15 protein-coding genes are annotated in these 19,314 nt (G+C 53.6%); 8 read left to right on the top strand and 7 right to left on the bottom strand.

The window, feature by feature from the left end:
- Window positions 1-166 precede the first annotated feature (166 nt).
- Window positions 167-1,015, top strand: a complete 849-nt coding sequence (locus KTH_RS31710) for a class I SAM-dependent methyltransferase (protein WP_497622876.1) — start codon at window positions 167-169, stop codon at window positions 1,013-1,015.
- Window positions 1,016-1,850: 835 nt separating this feature from the next.
- Window positions 1,851-2,789, top strand: a complete 939-nt coding sequence (locus KTH_RS31715; protein WP_170142509.1) for a 3-keto-alpha-glucoside-1,2-lyase-like domain-containing protein — start codon at window positions 1,851-1,853, stop codon at window positions 2,787-2,789.
- A 30-nt stretch (window positions 2,790-2,819) separates the two neighbouring features.
- On the opposite strand, the gene KTH_RS31720 is transcribed toward KTH_RS31715, so the two are convergent.
- The 4 genes from KTH_RS31720 to KTH_RS31735 all read right to left on the bottom strand — a co-directional run bounded on the left by KTH_RS31720 (window position 2,820) and on the right by KTH_RS31735 (window position 8,261).
- On the bottom strand, window positions 2,820-3,794 hold the full coding sequence (locus tag KTH_RS31720; protein ID WP_111321322.1) for a threonine ammonia-lyase: 975 nt from the start codon (window positions 3,792-3,794) through the stop codon (window positions 2,820-2,822).
- A gap of 92 nt (window positions 3,795-3,886) precedes the next feature.
- Window positions 3,887-4,117, bottom strand: coding sequence for a mersacidin/lichenicidin family type 2 lantibiotic (locus KTH_RS31725; RefSeq protein WP_111321320.1), 231 nt, complete (start codon window positions 4,115-4,117; stop codon window positions 3,887-3,889).
- An 89-nt stretch (window positions 4,118-4,206) separates the two neighbouring features.
- A complete protein-coding gene (locus KTH_RS31730) occupies window positions 4,207-6,822 on the bottom strand; it encodes an NACHT domain-containing protein (RefSeq protein WP_170142508.1) in 2,616 nt (871 codons plus the stop codon).
- A 527-nt stretch (window positions 6,823-7,349) separates the two neighbouring features.
- Window positions 7,350-8,261, bottom strand: a complete 912-nt coding sequence (locus tag KTH_RS31735; protein ID WP_497622880.1) for an aminoglycoside phosphotransferase family protein — start codon at window positions 8,259-8,261, stop codon at window positions 7,350-7,352.
- A gap of 360 nt (window positions 8,262-8,621) precedes the next feature.
- Between KTH_RS31735 and KTH_RS31740 the strand changes: the two genes are divergently transcribed.
- From KTH_RS31740 to KTH_RS31765, 6 genes are all read left to right on the top strand, one after another.
- Window positions 8,622-9,017, top strand: a complete 396-nt coding sequence (locus KTH_RS31740; RefSeq protein WP_111321315.1) for a DUF2267 domain-containing protein — start codon at window positions 8,622-8,624, stop codon at window positions 9,015-9,017.
- Window positions 9,018-9,173: 156 nt separating this feature from the next.
- Entirely contained in the window at window positions 9,174-12,050 is a 2,877-nt protein-coding gene (locus KTH_RS31745; RefSeq protein WP_497622882.1) for a winged helix-turn-helix domain-containing protein, read from the top strand.
- Window positions 12,051-12,169: 119 nt separating this feature from the next.
- Complete coding sequence (locus tag KTH_RS31750; RefSeq protein WP_497622883.1) at window positions 12,170-12,796, top strand: aldo/keto reductase; 627 nt, start codon at window positions 12,170-12,172, stop codon at window positions 12,794-12,796.
- The gene (locus KTH_RS31755) at window positions 12,718-13,134 is read left to right on the top strand and encodes an aldo/keto reductase (protein WP_497622885.1); all 417 of its coding nucleotides are present in this window, start codon (window positions 12,718-12,720) and stop codon (window positions 13,132-13,134) included. Before KTH_RS31750 ends, KTH_RS31755 begins: the two co-directional genes overlap by 79 nt.
- A 205-nt stretch (window positions 13,135-13,339) precedes the next feature.
- On the top strand, window positions 13,340-14,530 hold the full coding sequence (locus KTH_RS31760; protein ID WP_497622887.1) for a class I SAM-dependent methyltransferase: 1,191 nt from the start codon (window positions 13,340-13,342) through the stop codon (window positions 14,528-14,530).
- A gap of 156 nt (window positions 14,531-14,686) precedes the next feature.
- The gene (locus tag KTH_RS31765) at window positions 14,687-15,781 is read left to right on the top strand and encodes a Glu/Leu/Phe/Val family dehydrogenase (protein ID WP_111321307.1); all 1,095 of its coding nucleotides are present in this window, start codon (window positions 14,687-14,689) and stop codon (window positions 15,779-15,781) included.
- A gap of 44 nt (window positions 15,782-15,825) precedes the next feature.
- Here the strand turns inward: KTH_RS31765 and KTH_RS31770 are convergent, their stop codons facing one another.
- The 3 genes from KTH_RS31770 to KTH_RS31780 all read right to left on the bottom strand — a co-directional run bounded on the left by KTH_RS31770 (window position 15,826) and on the right by KTH_RS31780 (window position 19,275).
- Window positions 15,826-16,974: a Gfo/Idh/MocA family protein gene (locus KTH_RS31770; protein ID WP_111321305.1), complete on the bottom strand. Its 1,149-nt coding sequence runs from the start codon at window positions 16,972-16,974 to the stop codon at window positions 15,826-15,828.
- Window positions 16,975-17,046: 72 nt separating this feature from the next.
- Window positions 17,047-18,096 (bottom strand): sugar phosphate isomerase/epimerase family protein, encoded by a 1,050-nt coding sequence (locus KTH_RS31775; protein WP_111321303.1) that lies wholly within the window; start codon window positions 18,094-18,096, stop codon window positions 17,047-17,049.
- Between the two features lie 54 nt (window positions 18,097-18,150).
- Window positions 18,151-19,275, bottom strand: a complete 1,125-nt coding sequence (locus KTH_RS31780; protein ID WP_371860005.1) for a Gfo/Idh/MocA family protein — start codon at window positions 19,273-19,275, stop codon at window positions 18,151-18,153.
- Window positions 19,276-19,314: the final 39 nt, after the last annotated feature.

Consider the following 19,314-nt stretch of genomic DNA (forward strand, 5'->3'; position numbering starts at 1 on the left):
GGCTAAGGACAAGCTTCTCTCGCTTTTTGTATTGGATACAGTGTTTCGAGAAGTGTGCCCGTGCAGATAAAAGTACAGGTAATCATGTAGCTATAGGGCAAAATGGGTTTTTAATATAGTATACTGAGAAAAGAAATGGATGCCGTAAAGAAAGGAATTGTCTACAATGAGTGAGGGAACTCGTCCTACAAGCTACATGATGGATGCAGAGAATGTAGCTGAAATGGCGCGTCTCATCAAGCAGGCCCGGATGCTCACCGAAGCTATTGGACTCTTTCCAGATATGGCCGCATTGGAGAAAGCGCAGAGTGTGCTTGATATCGGGAGTGGCCCGGGTGAATGGGTACTGGAGGTGGCTCGTCACTATCCACATCTCAGTGTAACGGGGATCGATATCAGTCAGACGATGACTGCCTATGCGAATATGATTGCGGCAGACCAGGACGTGAGCAATGCACGCTTTCAGATTATGGATGCCCGCCAGAAGCTGGATTTTCCTTCAGAATCCTTTGATATTGTGTACACACGTCTGATGTCGTCATTTTTAAGAACTGATGATTGGGTGCCTGTCTTGCGGGAATGCTATCGTATTTTGCGCCCCGGGGGCATTTTATGCAGCAATGAAAGCGAGCTAGGCGTGACAACAGCCCCGGCCATGACGCGGTATACCGGGCTCTTTGCGGAAGCGCTGCGCCGTACGGGGAAATGTTTCTCTCCGGAAGGGATCTCTATCGGGATTACCGCTGTTCAGCATCGCCTGCTTGCAGAAGCGGGTTTTACCCGGATTCAAGCGCAGGCGCACGCTCTCAACGGCTCGAAGGGAATGCCAGCCCATGACGCGATCATGGATGATTGGCGTACCGGTTTCAAGCTCTTGCAGCCGCTTATCATACGTTGTGGCTTGAGTACTCAGGAGGAACTGGATGTTCTCTATGCACGCATGCTTGATGAGGCTGAAGAGGATACATTCTGTTGTCTCTGGTATTGCCAGACAGTCTGGGGCGTGAAACCTTGAAGCATGCTTTGCTTCCTGGTGGCCTGCATCTGTCGAGACAGGGAGATGCAGGCCTTTTTTATGGTCATCTCTCTTGAGGCCAAACAAGAGAAACGTTTAGCATCTATAGGATTCAAAGCGCGAGGGCAGCGCTAAAAACTCATCTATAGGCAGGTGCCGTTATTCATAATGTGTGAATATATTCCTATGTGGTGTCTTGTATGTGTTGACGGTCTATCTTGCCTCTTGTAGAATGGTTGAAATGAACCGCTACCAGTAAGAAAACGCAGACCGCAGCGGATGGGAAGATAGAAGGAGAGAGAATAGGGTATTTTTCTCAAGAGCGTGACGGCAAGGGGAGGAGGACGATGTTTCTTGTAGAAATGAAAACATTTGAAAAAAAGAGAATTTGTAGGTTGTTCTGGAGGTTTTTGATATGTCCTCACCTGTTTCTCCCTTCGGAGGTGATTCGATTCAGAAGTGTCAGCGATGCGGTACGATACTCCCTGCCGGAGGGGGAGCCTGTCAGAGTTGTGGGTTTGTCGCTGCGTCCACACCGTATGGGGTTGGGTCTTCCTCCGGACAAAGGCCATCTTCTGGTTTAAAACTTAGTCACTTTGCAGGCGCTTCCTGGGGACAATTGAAACAGCCACCGCAGCAATCGTCAGGCCCTAACACATCGGGCCTGTTCAAATCGAAACCAGGATCTCAATGGAACAAGTATCTCTCGTCACAGTCACTTCCACAGGAAACCACAGCTACGCCTCCTTCTGGAACACAAGCGGGGCAACAGCACGCTTCAGTCACAGGACAGTGGGGTCAAACAAAGCAGGTACAGTGGAATGTCTCTCAGCCATTGTCGACATCTTCTGTCGCTCCACAGCCTTCCTCAGGTATGCTTCAGCAGCAAGCCGCCTCTTTTCTTGTGACATCAATACCGGCTAAATCACCTCAGCCCTCGCTGCCCAGTACAGATACATTCCCAAAACTAACTGAGCCTTCGACCGATAAGCATAGCAGCAAGTCGGCTTCCGCCTCTTCCAGAACAAAGAAGCGACCAATGGTTGTGCTCGGGGTGGTTCTGGCTCTGCTGGTGCTGCTAGGAGGTGGTTCTTTTGCCGGATATACATATGTGCTGAAACCGCAGTTAGAAGAGGCGAATTCTCCGTTCCCGGTAAAGCCGGTGCCCACGCCCGCAGGAGAGCCACTTTTTGCTGATGCGTTCCAGAATAACGATAAGGGATGGGATGTAACATCTGATCCTGTACACAAGTTTTCAGCATCTGCTGGCAATGGCTATCTGACGCTTGAACATGACGATGGAAAAGTGATGTGGGTCATGGTTCCCGGCTCCAAGCAGTATGGAGACTTCAAGCTGTTTGTGGATGCGACGCTAACAAAAGGGGCATCAGAAAAGGGTGGGGGCGGCTATGGCGTCTTTATTCGGAGTACTGCTTCTCCGAACAGTGATCTCGCCCAATCCTATCGGTTTGAGCTCTACGGCGATGGAACCTATCAGATCTTTAAGCATCATACTGCTGATAAAACCGGTCAGACGATGACAATGCTGAAAGGAGGGTCGCACGGGGCCATTCGTCCGATGGGCAAGATGAACCACATCGTGATTGCGGCAAAGGGGTCATCGATGAGCTTGATTGTCAATGGCTATACATTGGCAACCATCGATGATTCGTCATATAAAAGCGGATCAATTGCGCTCTTTGTTTCTGATCTTCCCGATACGTCTTCAGGAGCGCAAGCCCAATTCTCGAATTTTTCTCTTTTTCCTCTCTGACCTGATGGGATAAGGCGCAAGGAACGCGCCCTATCCCTCTACTAGCAGCTTCGCGTAGACCGCTGGATCAACATTTCCCCCACTGACGACACAACAGACGCGCTTTCCGGCAAAGCGAGTCTTTGCCTGGAGCAATGCGCCAATGGCCAGTGCGCCGGTCGGTTCGACCTTCAGGTTCACTGTACGGAAGCAGGTACGGAGCGCCTGAAGTGTTGAGGCATCAGGAACCGGGATAATATCCGCTATACCGTGCCGCAAGATATTCCAATTGAGTTCACCGAGGCTGATGGTACGTGCTCCATCAGCAATAGTGGCGGGCTCACGCTCGTTTTTTACAAGCTGGCCTGAGCGCAGAGAGCGGGCGGCATCATCTCCCGGTTGTGGCTCTGCGCCGATGATCTCTGTCGTGGCCTGAAGTCGGTCGCGTGCAACGACGAGCCCTGAACTTAAGCCGCCGCCACCTACCGGAACAAGTATTGCATCGAAGGGAGCCGCTTGCAAGATTTCCCGTCCAAGTGTGGAGTTTCCGGCAACGACTCTGAAGTCGTCATAGGCAGAGGCCTGTAATGCGTGCGGGTACTGTTCCATGAGCTGCGCGACGCGCTCTGCCCGGCTGATGCGGTTCGTGTCGATCAGATCGACCTGCCCACCATAAGATCTGACTGCTTCGATCTTGACTTGAGCGGAGGTAGCAGGCATGACGACGATGCATTTCTTTTTGAGCAGCTTGCACGCATACGCAATGGCCTGCCCGAAGTTGCCGGAGGATGCAGTGATGATCTGTTGTTTCTCTGTTTCGGAGACCAGATTGTAGGCGGCGCGAAATTTAAAGCTGCCCGTGTGTTGAAAGGTCTCACAGGCCAGAGTAACTTCACAGCCACACAGGTCAGACAGGGCCGGGCTCGGAAGGAGAAATGTGGTACGCAGATGCGGCCTAAGCCTGCTCCAAACTGTATCGAGATAGGTATCAGTGAGTTCCGGGGCGAATGGGTAGCGGTGTGGCATGACTTGCCTCCAGGAGTTTTGATATGCATTGTATCATACCTCGCGGGAGACAAGTCGTTGTGCGCGAAAGGAGACTAGCGCATGCAACTCTTTTAGAAGGTGTTCAGCATGTTGGGGAGCCCCCGATGACAGAGCGACAGGCAGGTTGTCACGGTGTAATCGAGGTGATGGAGTTGAGAGCCGTTCCCCTGCAAGAGCCGATGTAGCTCCTCAAGCTGGATGTCTCCCGCTGGATTTGCGGGAAGCTTGGCCTGTTCTTCGCCGGAAAGCTCCGTCAAAAAGGTATCATCTTTCCATGCCTGAACAATCATCTCAGTGGTCATATTCGTTTCTCCTTTGTTGATGATGTGCTTCCTGTCCGGAAATGGGATCAGGAGTAGCTAAACAATCTATACGAAAAGCAAGGGGCGATTTAGCGTAACGGTATCATCGCTTGCTTTTCTACCAGGTGCTGCTCTGCAAGGCAGATGCTGGATTGCGTGTTTTTGGGCAATCCGGCAAAGTACTCAAGAAGCAGGCGGTGGATAAAGATGTAGCCCCCGCCAACTTTGCGGAGCAGAACACGCTCGGCTGCATACTCAAGAAAGTGTGGAAAGTGCGCGGGAATGATGCCGCGTCGCGTTAGAATGGCGCGCAGGATGCCATGTTGTATACAGGCAAGACCACCGTTGAGAAGCCCGGCCAGTATGCCGATAGCCAGACCCTGAGCGATACTATATGGCAGAAGCAGGAATAGCTCGTGACTCGTCAGGGTCCTGGTATAGAGCAGGTGCGCTAGCACACTACTGAACATGTAGACCGGCGCAACTGTGATTACGCTGACAAGGCAAACGATCAGACTATTGCGTATCGAGCAATGAATACCTTGATTGGGTGTGGCCCGGTGCTCTTCAGAAAGGGTGTTACTGGAAAGCCCCTGAAAGACTGCCAACAGCAGCCAGTAATTCAGCCCGAGACTGAGCCCGACAGCAGTTCCCTGAGCCAGGCAGTCCAGCAGGGGCCTGGGCATAAAGCCAAAGGTTAGTGCGATGATGAGGGTTGTCAGTGCGCTGATTAAGAGAGCGTTTTTCCCGTGAGTTCGATTCAGAAGGCGCGTGGTAAACGCCTGCCGTGACCAGCGTATGATCTCTGTGGGACGAATGGTTTCTCCGAGGCCGGGAAGCTGAATACTTAATAACAGGGTGGTAAGCGTAAAGTTGAGAATATGTGGTGGCATAGAGCTCAGCGGATAGTGCAAAAAGAAGCCCAGCCCCAGAAACGTCGTGACCAGATAAAACACAAAACAGCTACATGCATACAGGAGAAGCAGCCAGACACTCCCTTTGACCAGTCCTCGGCGCTTCCCGGGGTCGCTTGCTGGAATGAACCTGTGCAGAAAATAGGGAAGCCTCTTCCTGAGCGTCTGGTAAGTACTCCCGCTGATAAGAGAGCCAAGCAGGCCCCCGGCACAGGCATCGATCAAGATATCGATGGGGGTATCTGTAAAGAGAAGAAGATTAATGATGATACTGACGAAAATGCCGATGAGTGCTCCGATCAGTCTGGTGGCAAGAAAGGTGTAGATGTGCTGCCATTTGCTGTTCTGGAGCCAGTCAGGCTGTAACGTCTCGATATAGAAGATGGTTTGGTTGTGCTCTTTCATATGGCGAGCGAGCTGCGCAAGCCAGTAGATGGTTCGGGAGGTCGGGTAGCGCGTGTCAAGGCTACGACGCTCAAGCATTCGCTGAACATACGCAGAGAAGATATGGGTACGATGAGCTTCCAGTGAGTTTTTCTGATCCAGCTCGGGAAGCGGTGTCTCCTGATACGCAAGCGTGAGGATGCTTAGCATCAGAGGTGACGCCATAATCTCGCGGAGCATCGGATCATTGCTGAGGGCGGTGCGGGCGGCTTCAAGGTTGGGCCCGGCTTTTGCAAGATACTCGTCGATTTGCTCAAGTGACAGTGGTTGAACATGAATGGCGCTGCGCAGTTGTAACCGGACAGGGAGCGCGAAGTATTCATGCAGGCGGCTACAGACAACTATTGGAACCATGCCATGCTCGCGCTGATAGGCATTGATCGCCTCGATACAGCCTGCGCGATGAGGTCCGGCCACCTCATCAAGCCCATCAAGCAGAAGCAGAATGTGCCCGTGTTCAATCCACTGCTGGCCCAGATGGCGCGGTACCTGATACTTTTCGTGTAGCTCAGTAATAAGCCAAGCAGTCAGCGTTGTGTGCCTGTTATTCCAGGATGAGAGGTGGAAGACGACGGGTGCCGGGAACGAGGCATCTCTTTCTGCACGATCAAGGAGATGGCTTGCCAGTTCCAGTAACAGCGTCGTTTTGCCTGCCCCTGGTTCTCCCAGGAGAAGCAAGGAGCCATCGGCATCGTCATACAGATGCAAGATGCTTGTCCCGGCGGGCAGAAGCCTGGACGGTTGTGCACATTCCTGTATAACATGTTGCCAGGGGTTGTCGATCGCATCGGGCCGGGTTTTCAGGCGTAATGCCAGATGAGGCGTATTGTGCAGCGAGTGCTCGAGGACACCAACGATCCAGAAAGAACGCACGCGTTTGAGCAGGTGAAGTCGGTTTTTGGGGTCCGGCTCCTCGTGGAGGACCTGAGGCGCAATGGTGCTCTCTGTCTGTTGGTCTTCTACCAGATCGGGTGTCTCCGGTATGGCCGTATCCGGCGAAAGAGCACTCTGAGTAGTGGCCGACTCGGGTGCATCGGTCTGGTTTGGCGTTGCGGCTTGTCCGAGTGGCTTTGTGCCTTTGGCCTCGACAGAGGGAGGAATCAATCCTAGCTCATCGGCTTCCTTTTCAAAAATGGTGCACAAAGCTCGACAATAGCGTGGACTCGGAAAAGACACGCCACGTTCCCAGCGTCCGACTGTACGCGGGTCGGGCTCGCCTGGTCCGAAATCTGGCAAGTTGCTGATACGCGTGGCAACATCTTCGAGTGTCCAGAAACGGCGTTCACGTTCCATTTTTAATTGCAGGTTTGGGTGACGTTTCTTCTTGGACCATGCTTTTTCTTCCATCTGTTCTCCCTCTAAAGATTCCCTATCCTTGAAAACCTGAAGCCTCTTCCTGTGCAGGGAATACGAGGCTTGCGAGCACCTGGAAAGGAAGAACCGGTGCGCGCCGGGTTGGAAGTTCCATCGGATATGAAGATGCAGGAAAGCAAGCATCTTTTGTGCAAACACTTATCTCTACGAGTAACCGTTCGCTAACAGCAATTCTTGACCCCTATGCTTGCTGTTAGTATTTCTGTTATTATTATACTTTATTTTCTGCGAGAGTGCAGTTACAGTTAAAATATCTATTGTAAGATGAAGCGTGTCGATATTGTTTGTTGGCTGCACACTGCTCGATTGTTTCCAGACACTCTTGCAAACAGATATGTATATATAAAGGTATAGCATATTTAAGATCTTCAGGCAATAGTGCATTTATGCACTGTTATACTTGAACGCTTGCTTGCACTATATATGTGGAGAAAGAAAGGTGTGATCTGTGGAAGAGGAAGTAGCTCGAAGAGAGCCACTTCCTGCGTAAAATCGGACATTCAGCGTTTGAGGGTCGAGAGGATCTCTGCACAGCGCAGGGCTTCTTCCCAGAGCTGGTCTGCGTCTTCAACGCCCCACCACGCGGCTAACACCGACTGTACAATGCTCCAGCCCAGAACCCGTTTACGATCCAGGCCGAGCTCATCTACAAATTGATCGACACGGCGTGCAATAATCCGCTCTGGATGAGGGCGCTTAAACAGGGTTCCCGGGTTGTGCAGAAAGGCCCCGATTTCAAAGGCCGGTTCACCTACAACGCCTTTGGGGTCAATGGCCAGCCATGTGTCGCGGTGGGCTGACAGAATGTTATCGTGATGCAGGTCGCCATGCAGCAAGACCTGTTCGGGCATGGAGGCACCCAGCTCGGTCAGATTGGCCTCCGCCTCTTCGAGCAGGGCAGCGGGGAAGGGTCCATGACCACCGTTGTAGTGGGCTCGCAGGCGGGTGAGCCCTTGCCCCCACTCCAGGATGGTCGGAAAAGGATAATCGGATGAGACTGGCTTCCAGAGCTTCCGCATGACGGCAGCAGCAGCGGAAGTTGCAGCTTGATCGTCCTGGATGGTGCTGAGTATGGTACCGGGAAGCAGGCGCTCCAGCAGCATTGTTTCTGTATCGGAATCGAAGGCGAGCAATCTGGCCATGCCCTTACCGGCAAAGTGTTGCAGAGCCGCAACTTCCTCTTGAAACTCTCCTGTCGGGGCGCAGGCCTTCAAGACAACTGGCGTGCCGTCGGATTGTGTCGCAGGAACAACATAATGAAAGGAAAGATTACCAAAAGGTGGCTCAAGCGAGAGATTCCAGCGCTGAATGCAGGTCTCAAGAATAGTTGGTAGGCGCTCCAGCCACGCTGCCCCCTCTTCTTCATGATACTTAAGGATGTGATGGTGAAACTCTTCTGGAAGCATGATCATATGTTTGGTTTCTCCTTTTTCGTGTGTCTATGAAGCTGATTTTGTGAGGTGAGTCAGAGAGGAATGCCAGTAGGTGGGGCACGGGCCCGGTTGGGGCGGAGGACACAATAAAACGCTTCATGTACACGAGGGTAGATGAAGGGAAGACAGAGCTTATAGGTTATCAGGTATCAGCGTCAATATTGATGCATGCTATGCTTCCTCTCGTGGGCTACATTCTGATGTACTTCAAGCATACGTGGTTCGGTGTGGCTTTGTCAAGCAGACGATAAATGTTGAGTCACATTGAGCAGCGGTGATGCGTGTGCCTCAGAGAGAGTGGATCCCATTGTTGAGAGTTCCGATGCAGGAGGGTATAGTATGCAACATGATGAATTTATCGGCCAGGTGCAGCATAGAGGACGGATGAGTTCACGGGGCGATGCGGAGGCAGCGGTACGCGCGACCTTGCAAACGCTCGGTGAACGCCTGGCGGGAGGAGAAGCAAAAGACCTGGCTTCTCAGCTCCCCTCGCAAATGGCTGAATATGTACTCTCCGGTCTGGCTGGTATGGGTGAACGGTTCAATCTTGATGAGTTCTTCCTGCGTGTTGCCGATCGGGAAGGGGTTGACCTGCCGAAAGCGACCTTCCATGCAAAGGCTGTCATGAGCGTGCTGCAAGAGGCAATCACAAAGGGAGAGTTGCGCGATATTCGTTCACAGTTGCCGCCAGAATATAGTAGCCTCTTTGCTGTTGGTAGTGCAAAGCAACCATAAGCGCCTGGATCAATGAGAGAGGGAGGAAGCGTCTATCTGTTTTCTCCCTCTCTCTTTTTGTTTTGTGGCCGAGCCATCCGCATGGATTGACAGACGTGAAAGCAAACTGCTATGCTTTTTCGTACAGGATCATCTTTCTGGTAGAATAGGGCGTGTATGGCTCACAGAACTCCGCGTATTGAGCGCAACACTTTACATGATAATACCAGTGCTATTCCGGTTGGCTCTCCATTGTGGTTCAAATGGCTTGAAGCAAACAACGCCTTTCTCTTTCACCACGAGGCGGGATCATTTACAGCCCGAAAAGAGCGGAGAAAGCGTGGCGGTTGGTACTGGATTGCCTATCAGAGCCGCCGGGGCAAGCTCTCGAAAAAGTATCTCGGGCGCAGCGAAGACCTGACGTTAGAGCGTCTGTATGAGGCAATGCAGCGGCTTATCGGATCGTCGCAACCCGAATACAATGAACAGGATGTTCTTTTCTCTGGTTTTGGGCCGCCCCCTCTTCCCAGGCATCATCAATCATTACTTGAGCGTCGCGCCCTGCTTCAGCGGCTTGAGCACAGTATACAGGCCAAACTCACGCTGCTCACGGCTCCGGCTGGTTCTGGCAAAACAACGCTGCTCGCGATGTGGTATGCCGCACAACGTGAGCGGCTTCCGCTGTTCTGGGTGACGCTGGATGCGCGGCATAATGAGTTATCTCGTTTCTGGGATGCGATCTGGAACGCGCTATTGCGCTGTCGAGGGGTGGCGCTTTCGACGCAGTTGTATTCAACCCCACAGATGAGCCCTGAAACGGTGCTGGCTTCCTTGCTGAACAATCAACCACGCGGTGTACTGGTGCTCGATGACTACCATGTCATCACAGAGCCGCGTATTCATGCCGGGCTTGAGTTTCTGCTTGCTCATATGCCTCCTGATCTTCACCTGATTCTCTCCAGTCGTACTGTGCCCCCATTGTCTCTGGGACGAGCCAGAATGTATGGGGAGTTAGTTGAACTTCGGGCCGAAGATCTCCGGTTACAGGCTGACGAGGTGGAACAGTTTCTCCAGTTGACACTGGGTGAGCGGCTCACGGCTGAGGAATATGCCTTGATAGATGCGCGGGTGGATGGTTGGATTGCCGGGCTGCATATGATGGCTCTGGCATTACAGGGGCAGGAGCGACCGGGGGAGGTGCTGGATCGCTTCACGGGCAGTCAGCGTTCGCTCTTTGCCTACTTCGCTGAGGAGGTCTTTGCGCAACAGAAGCCCGATATACAGCATTTTCTGCTCTCAACTGCCTGTTTGACGAGGCTAACACCCGCCCTTTGTACCGCGGTGCTTGCGACCGGGAATGACCAGATGTGGTCTGAAATGTTGCTGGAACTTGAACGGGCGAATCTGTTTCTGGTCCCGCTGGATGAGGAGCGGCAGCACTATCGCTATCATGCGTTGTTCGCTGAATTCCTGCAAGAGAAGCTCAGGCGAAGCGCTCCAGAGCAGGTAACGCTGCTTCAGGAGCGAGCCGCACGCTGGCATGCTCAGCAGGGAGCATGGGATGAAGCGATAGAAGGCTTTCTGTCTGCCGGCGAGATCGAGGATGCCTGTGCGCTGATAGAGCGTTATGGTGAAGAACTCATCTGGAAGCGCGGCGAGGTCGGGCGGTTATCGGGGTGGCTATTGCGTGTACCGGATATTGGCTCTGGACGGCGTCCCTTGCTGGATCTCTGGTATGCCTGGACCTTGCTATTGAGTGGTAAAGGTGAGGTATCGAAACTGGAAGCGCTGCTGACGTGCCTTGCTGGCTCTGCATCGTTGCAGGGAGACATTGCCGCGCTACGAGCACGCCTTGCGGCCTTTCAGCAGAAGCATGAGCTTGTAGTACACTTCTCCCAACAGGCCTTACAGCTGCTGCCAATGGAGCGTGCGCTTCTGCGAGCTGATATTGCTTTTGGGCTTGCAGGCGCATATGCACATCTTGATGAGGCCTATCGCTTGCTAACCGAGGCGTTGCGCAGCAGTCGAGCGGCGGGAAGCCTGCGCTCGGCTCTGTTCGCAAGTCGCTATCTGGCAGCGAACTGTGTCAATCAGGGGAGGCTCGTCGAGGCGCAGACGCTTCTTGCTCAGGCCTTTCATATCGCTGGTGTGCGGGAGCAGGATCGGGTCCCGGTGACGGCGGTTGTGCATGTGGGGCTTGCCGAACTGCTCTATGAGCGCAATGAGCTTGAAGCGGCCTTGCAACAGGCAATAATGGGCGTTGAACTGGGTGAGCAGAGCGGTGAAATCAAAGCGGTGCTGACTGGTTGTTGCATCCAGGCGCTGATCTATGCTGCGCTCAAAAAGCCTGAGCATGCCTGGGAATTACTGTGGAAGGCCGAACAGGTGGCTATTGTTGGACAGGTACCGTGGTTGCATGATCAACTTGTGGCCACGACGGTACAGGTAGCGCTCGCTCAGAAGGATGTGGGGAGTGCAAAGCGCGCTCTGTACAGGCTTGGGATTGATGACTCTCCATTTCCAGAACGTGATGACTTCCGTCTCCTGCTGGCACGGGTCTGGCTGGCTGAGGGACGCTATGAGGATGTGGTGCAGCTGCTTGAGGGCGTGTATGAGACTGCCCAGGAGGAAAAGCATCTCAGAAATGCCCTGCTTGCCCGAACGATGCAAGCGCTGGCCTTGAACGAGTTGAGCAGACAGAAGCAGGCGCTTTCGTTCCTCCGTCAGGCGCTGGCTGCTGCGGAAACAGCGGGGTATCGGCGGCTTTTCCTCGATGTGCATGATTCTCTACTTGTGCTTCTGGAGCATCCAGTGCTCAGACGTTATGCCGCCCGATTTCAGGTGGTACCGCGAGCAGAAACGGAGCGCTTGAGCAAGCGGGAGGTGGAGGTGTTGCGACTTGTGGCGGCGGGTCTGTCGAATCAGGAGATAGCGGACGAGCTCTGTCTGGCGCTCAGCACAACCAAGTCGCATGTACGCCATCTCTGTCAGAAGCTTGGGGCTCAGAGCAGGCTGCAAGCGGTGGCACGGGCCCGAGAACTGAATCTGCTGTAAGATCCAAAACTTACCCAACAGAACGAATAGGATGATCCCGAAATTGCTGCTGCGGGCGGATGTGGCGAAGGGAGAAGCGGGATATGATACGCCTACCAAATATCAGGAGGATCAGAAAAATGCAGCAGGTTCCGTTGGGAAAAACAGGCGTACAGGTAAGCGCGATTTGTCTGGGGTGTATGTTCTTTGGCACAAGGATTCCGAAGGAAATCGCCTATCAGCTTCTGGATGACTATGTTGAGGCGGGCGGTTGCTTTGTTGATACGGCGAATAATTATGCCTTCTGGGTTGAGGGAGCAACTGGCGACGAAAGCGAGACGCTCCTGGGGAACTGGATGAAGGAGCGGCGCAATCGGGATCAGATCTTTGTCGCGACGAAGATGGGAGCCAGACCGACTGTCCCGGGCGGCGGCTTAGATCAGGCCGAGGGGCTTTCAGCTCGGACAATTATAAAGGCAATCGAAGGAAGCCTGAAGCGTCTGCAAACAGACCACATTGACCTCTATTATACCCATATGGAGGATCGCGCGACCCCGCTGGAAGAGACGCTCGAGGCGCTCGATCGTCTGGTAAGAGAAGGAAAAGTCTCTATGCTTGGTTGTAGCAATCGCATGACGTGGCGGATAGAGGAGGCGCGGCAGGTCAGCCGGGCTCACCAGTGGGCAGAGTGTTTCAGTGTGTTCAACAGCGGTATAGCTATCTGCGCCCCAAACCGGGAGCTGACTTCGGCGTTCAGCTATGTGTGAATGACGAGTTGCTCGACTATTGTCGTGTGCATGCAGACTTCTCGCTGCTGGCATATTCTCCCTTGCTGTCCGGCTCATACACACGCAACGATGTTGAGTTGCCAGCGCAATATGTGGGCCCCGACACCCAGCGACGGCTACAGGTACTGACAGAGGTCGCCGAAGAGGTCGAGGCAACACGCAATCAGGTGGTGCTTGCGTGGATGCTACAGGGATCGCCACGAGTGATCCCGATCAGTGCGGCCAGCAAAAGCGAGCAATTGCGGGAGAACCTCGGGGCGCTTGAGCTTCGCTTGAGTGCGGAACAGCTTGAGCGCTTGAATGCTGCCAGTGCCTGAGCTATCGAGGCGGGCTGTCATAGTCCGCCTCTTGCGGCTATTCATCGTGTGGGAGCTGGTAGCACCGTTGCATGCGAGCTCTATACAAGGGTGTTATAATATCGGGCGGGCAGATATGCCGTGACCTACTTGCAGACAAGGAGAATATACAAAGGTTACGGGTCTTTCAACGCAAAATCCCCTTTGTGCAGAAGGAGCCAGCAAGGTGAGTGAGACGACCTATCAAGCAACAGTACGTGAAGCGATACAGGACACTGAGAAGTTTGTCCGGCTGACTGCAAAGTGTGCCGAGAATGCAGCCGGATGGCAGAAAATTGTGATGCGTCCTGTGCTTATTAAGAATGCCAGGCATATGCAGTTTTCTTACTTCGATGCCAGGAAAGATATTACCAAAAATTATCGGGATGAAGAGTTCAAGCAGAAACTAGATGAGGCGCTGGCCCTTCCTCTGCGGCATATTACGCTGCAACTGACCGATGCGCAGATCTCTATTCAAATTACAAAGAAAGGGAAAGCGATCATTCATCGGCAGGCTGTTGAGCAGAAGCAGGAAGTGTCTCTACAGCATGATCGTCCGAAACCGCAACCGCTGGCTGAAGAGAGTGCCCGGGCCTTTCTTCAGGGCATCGGGATCATGAACGCGCAGGGCAATATCAAGCCTGATATGCGGGATAAATACTATCAGGTCAATGAGTTCCTGAAGATGCTGGAACATACCGGTGAGGTGGAGCATCTGGGCAAGCATGGTCCTGTTCACATTCTGGATTGTGGCTGTGGCTCATCGTATCTCACGTTTTCGGTATATCATTATCTCAACGCCGTGCGAAGGGTGCCTGCGCAACTGGTCGGGGTCGATATTAATCGTGAGTTGATGGAAAAGAATGCCGCCCTTGCCCGAGAGCTTGGTTGGCTCAATGTGTCATTTATTCCTTCGCCCATTGCCGAGTATCAGCCCGAACAGCGACCGGATATCGTGCTGTCGCTGCACGCCTGTGATACCGCGACAGATGATGCGCTGGCAAAGGGCATTCAACTGGGTGCAAAGATGATTCTGGCTGTGCCCTGCTGCCATCATGATCTCAATAAGCAGATCACAGCGAATCCTCCGGAACTATTCAAGCCTGTCCTGCGCTATGGCATTCTCAAGGAGCGGCAGGCTGATCTGTTGACCGATACCTTCAGAGCGTTAATCTTGCGCATCATGGGATATAAAACGGATGTGGTCGAGTTTATCTCGGCAGAGCATACAGCTAAAAACCTGATGATCCGTGCAATCAGGCGTGCTGAGCGGGGAGAGGCGCAGTTTGTCGGGGAATATAAGGCGTTGAAAGCATTCTGGCAGGTGACGCCATTTCTCGAAAAGCTCCTGGGTGAGCAGTTTACCCGCTATCTTTAAGCCGTGATAAGCAGCATATCTTGAGTAGAAAAGAGAGTAACCGGTTCCTGTGTTGCTCTCCTTTTCTTCTGGCAGATTTGAGAAATACCTGCTTCTGGGGGTACAATCTGGAGAGAGATTTATTGATGGCATGTTCTCAAAAAGAAGGGGAAGACAATGACGTCTATCTTTCAAGCGATGGAACAGGGCGACTATGAACATCTCTTCTTCTGTCAGGAGCAGAGTACCGGCCTCAAAGCGATTATTGCTATTCATGATACGACGCTTGGCCCTGCGGCTGGCGGCATTCGGATGAAGCCATATGCCACGGAAGAGGAGGCGATCAGGGATGCGTTGCGGCTGGCACAAGCGATGACCTATAAGTGTGCGGCGGCGGGGGCGAATCTGGGTGGTGGTAAGTGTGTTGTGATCGGTGATCCACAGCGGGACAAGTCGGAGGCCTTGCTGCGCGTCCTGGGGCGATTTATCCGGCGGCTTAATGGCCTGTTTATTACCGGGATGGATGTTGGCACAACCCTTGAGGATATGGACATTCTGCGGCAGGAATGCCCCTATGTCACGATCTACTCCGAGGCGCTTGGTGGGCCGGGCGATACGGCGGCTGCGACCGCACTCGGGGTTGTCTCCGGGATGAGAGCCTGTTTGAAGGCCGTCTACGGTGATGAGCGTTTCCAGGGGCGGCACGTTGCTGTGCAGGGCGTTGGCGCGGTTGGCTCGCATGTTGTGGAACTGCTGGTACAGGCCGGTGCGCTGGTTACGATTGCCGACGTTGACGAAGAGCGCGTCAGGAGTGTCGCAACACATGAGCAGGTGACAGTGGTTGCGCCAGGTGAGATCGCGACGCTGCCAGTTGATATTTACAGTCCCTGTGCGTTGGGTGGTGTCCTCAATCAGACCTCGATTCCTACGTTGCGTTGTGAGATTGTCTGTGGTTCAGCGAATAATCAATTGCAGGAAGAGCAAGACGGGGAGCTTCTGGAGCAGCGTGGCATCCTGTATGCACCAGATTATATTGTGAACGCGGGTGGGGTAATTGTCGGCGCTGATAGTCTGTTGCCCGGTGGGTACAAGCAGCAACGTGCGGAAGCCGCGGTCAGGCGACTGTATCAGGCGGTAGAACAGGTTATCTCACTGGCGAAAGAGCAGCATGTTTCCACGAATCGTGCTGCGGCTCTGCTGGCACGAAAGCGAATCGAGATGATGAAACAGGTGCGTTCTGTGGCGAATGGTGCCGACGCGTTTACTCGATGAAGAAGCCGGTAAAGCATTTGTCGCTTTACCGGCTCTTTTTTCTGTTAATCGAGAGAGACCCAGGTGGCACCGTGTTGTGAGCTTTCGACGGCCTTGACAATGAATTGTAGACCGCGTAAGCCATCCTGAACGGTGGGGTAGCCTCCCTCAAGCGGCTGTCCCCTTTCAAGGCGCCGAATATCGGCAATGGCAAGCCGGTAAATGTTAGCAAAAGCCTCATAGAAGCCTTCGGGATGTCCTGCGGGCAGGCGCGAAAGGGCCTTTGACTCGTCGCTCATAAAGCCCATGTTGGTTCGATAGACCTGTTGTGGTTGACCGAAGGGCTTGAAGAGCAGGGTATTCGGTTCTTGCTGGTGCCACTCAAGGCCTGCCTTGCTGCCATAGATGCGAATGGAGAGGTTGTTTTCTTCTCCAGCAGCGATCTGGGAGCAGGTGAGCACGCCCTTGCCGCCATTCTCCAGACGGAGTAGCATATTGGCATCGTCGTCGAGGGCGCGCCCCTCAACAAACGTGGATAGGTCGGCGCACAGCGAGGTCACTTTCAGGCCAGTGATGAATTCAAGCAGGTTTTCCGCATGCGTGCCGATATCACCGACGCAGCCTGCGACCCCCGATTTGCTCGGATCAGTACGCCATTGTGCCTGCTTGTTGCCTGAACGCTCGACCGGCTCAATGAGCCAATCCTGAATATATTCGACCAGCACTTTGCGGATGTCACCAAGCGCTCCCTGCCGCACCATCTGGCGGGCCTGACGCACTGCGGGATAGCCCGTGTAGTTATGCGAAAGCGCGAAAATAATCTGCTTGCTTTCGACCAGTTTGACCAGTTCCTGCGCTTCTTCAAGCGTGAGGGTCATTGGCTTGTCGCACACCACGTGAATGCCCTGTTCCAGGAACGCCTTCGCTACCGGGAAATGCATATAGTTTGGTGTGGCAATAATGACAAAGTCAATGCCATCTTCGCGTTTTGCCTCAGCTTCAGCCATTTCCTGGAAGCTGGCATATGAGCGCTGAAGATACCAGGCGGCTGCGGCTTCCTGTGCCTTTTGCGGATCTCGGGACATCGCGCCTGCAATCACGCTCGCCTGTCCGTCCAGTTCAGCGGCTACTCGGTGCACTGCGCCAATAAAGGAGCCCGGGCCGCCTCCAACAATACCGGCGCGTAATCGTCTATTTGCTACATCGCGAGCCATCGTCTCTCATCTCCTTCCTCATCAAATGCTGCCGTATGAGGGAGGCATGCATGCCTCCCTCAGCGTGGGGACTTATGCCAGCCCCAGAATGCGCCGATTGGTTTCCTCGCTGACCTCGCCGCCCGCGAAATCATCGAAGGCATGTTTCGGCGTATCGATCAGCATGCTCTTGATAAAGGGTGCACCCTCACGAGCGCCCTGATCGGCATCTTTCAAGCAGCATTCCCACTCAAGAACAGCCCACCCGGAGAAGCCGATCTGTGTCAGCTTGCTGAAGACCTTCTTGAAGTCTACCTGCCCATCTCCCAGGCTGCGGAAGCGTCCGGGACGGTCAACCCAATCCTGATAGCCGCCATAGACGCCGGAGCGAGGTGAGGGGTTGAATTCGGCGTCTTTGACATGGAACGCTTTGATGTGCTCTTTGTACACCTCAATGTACCCGATATAATCAAGGTGTTGCAGGACGAAGTGCGAGGGATCATAGAGAATATGTACTCGTGGATGGTTGCCGGTCGCTTCCAGGAAGCGCTCGAATGAGACACCATCGTGTAGGTCTTCTCCCGGGTGAATCTCGTAGGCAAGATCAACACCGTACTCTTCCGCCGCGTTCAGGATAGGCTGCCAGCGGCGTGCAAGCTCTTTGAAGCCAAGTTCAACCAGACCCGCCGGACGCTGCGGCCAGGGGTACATAGTGTGCCAGAGTAACGCGCCGGAGAAGGTCGGAACAACGTTGAGATCAAGGTTACGAGATGCCTTGATCGCCTTAATCATGGTCTGGGTAGCCCATTCGGCGCGCGCCTGTGGGTTGTTGCGGTACTCTTTGGGCGCGAACGCGTCGAACATAACGTCATAGGCCGGGTGGACGGCAACAAGCTGACCGATCAGATGGGTGGCGATCTCGGTGATTTCCAGCCCGTTACATTGACCTTTTAGATCATCGCAGTACTGCTTTGATGTTGCGGCTTTGTCCAGATCGATAAAACGGCTTTCGTTGCCTGGAATCTGGATGCCAAGATAGCCGAGCTCCTTCGCCCAGTTGGTGATGTTGGGCAGGGTGTTAAACGGCGCTGCGTCTTGCGCGAACTGTGCGAGAAATATCGCTGGTCCTTTGATCTGTGACACCTCTGTTTCCTCCTCGAAAAAGTTCTTCAAAGAAACATGTTTGATGATCTATTTCTACTGTACCTGATCGTCTTCCCAGGTATGCAGTCCAGGAGTAAGTGGTGCGGGGCGATCACACATGCTATTCAGGTCGATGTGTTTGCCCTCCGTAGATGAGTCATGAATGGCCTGCATGATGTCGAGGACATGATAGGCCAGTTTCCCATTGGCACGGTGCTGGCGACCTGAGCGCATGGCGTGGGCCATATCGGCCAGACCGATACCACGCGAGTTCTCGGTGTAGCCGTGGGTCAGGGGCACCTCGCTCCATTCGGTTTCGCCCGCGCGACGCAGGTACACCGGTCCATTGAAGGTATTGGGATCAGGGACGCTGAGGGTGCCTTCACTTCCATAAATTTCGATGCATGGGAGCTTGTGTGACCAGACGTCAAAGCTGGTGATGATGGTCACAACCGGACCGGACTCAAAATCCAGCAGACCGGCGACGTGGGTCGGTGTGGTGACGGTGATCCGAGTGCCGTGTAATGGCTGGCTGGTAATGATGCGCTCGGGGAACGAAATACGGGTCGAACCGGTGACGCGGCGTACTGGACCAAGCATAGAGATAAGGGCGGTCAGATAATAGGGACCCATATCGAACATCGGGCCTGCGCCTATCTGATAGAAGAAGTCTGGGTTAGGGTGCCAGCTTTCTGGACCGTGACCGACCATAAAGGCAGTGGCGGCGACCGGGGTACCAATGGCTCCCTCGTCGATCAGGCGGATGCAAGTCTGTAAGCCGCCTCCGAGGAAGGTATCCGGTGCGCATCCAACGCGCAACTGGCTTGCCTCGGCCTCTTCGAGCAGCAGTCGAGCCTCATCGCGTTCGATGCCAAGAGGCTTTTCGCTATAGACGGACTTCCCGGCCTTGATGGCGGCTCGGCTGATCTCTGCATGCACTTTAGGAATTGTCAGGTTCAAAACAACATCGATCTCAGGATCGGCTAACAGTTCTTCGACCGTGCAGACTCTGGGAACGTTGTATTTTTCAGCTTGTGCCCGGGCTCTGTCCATATCAATGTCGGCACAGGCAACAATATTCAGAATGTTGAATTTCTGCGGAGCTTGGAGGTAGATAGAGCTGATATTCCCACATCCAATGACTCCTACGTTGACGTGAGTCTTTGCCACCGAAAAGATGCCTCGCTCTCTAAGAAATAGTGGGTGCTTTTTATATGT

The organism is Thermosporothrix sp. COM3 (assembly GCF_059696735.1).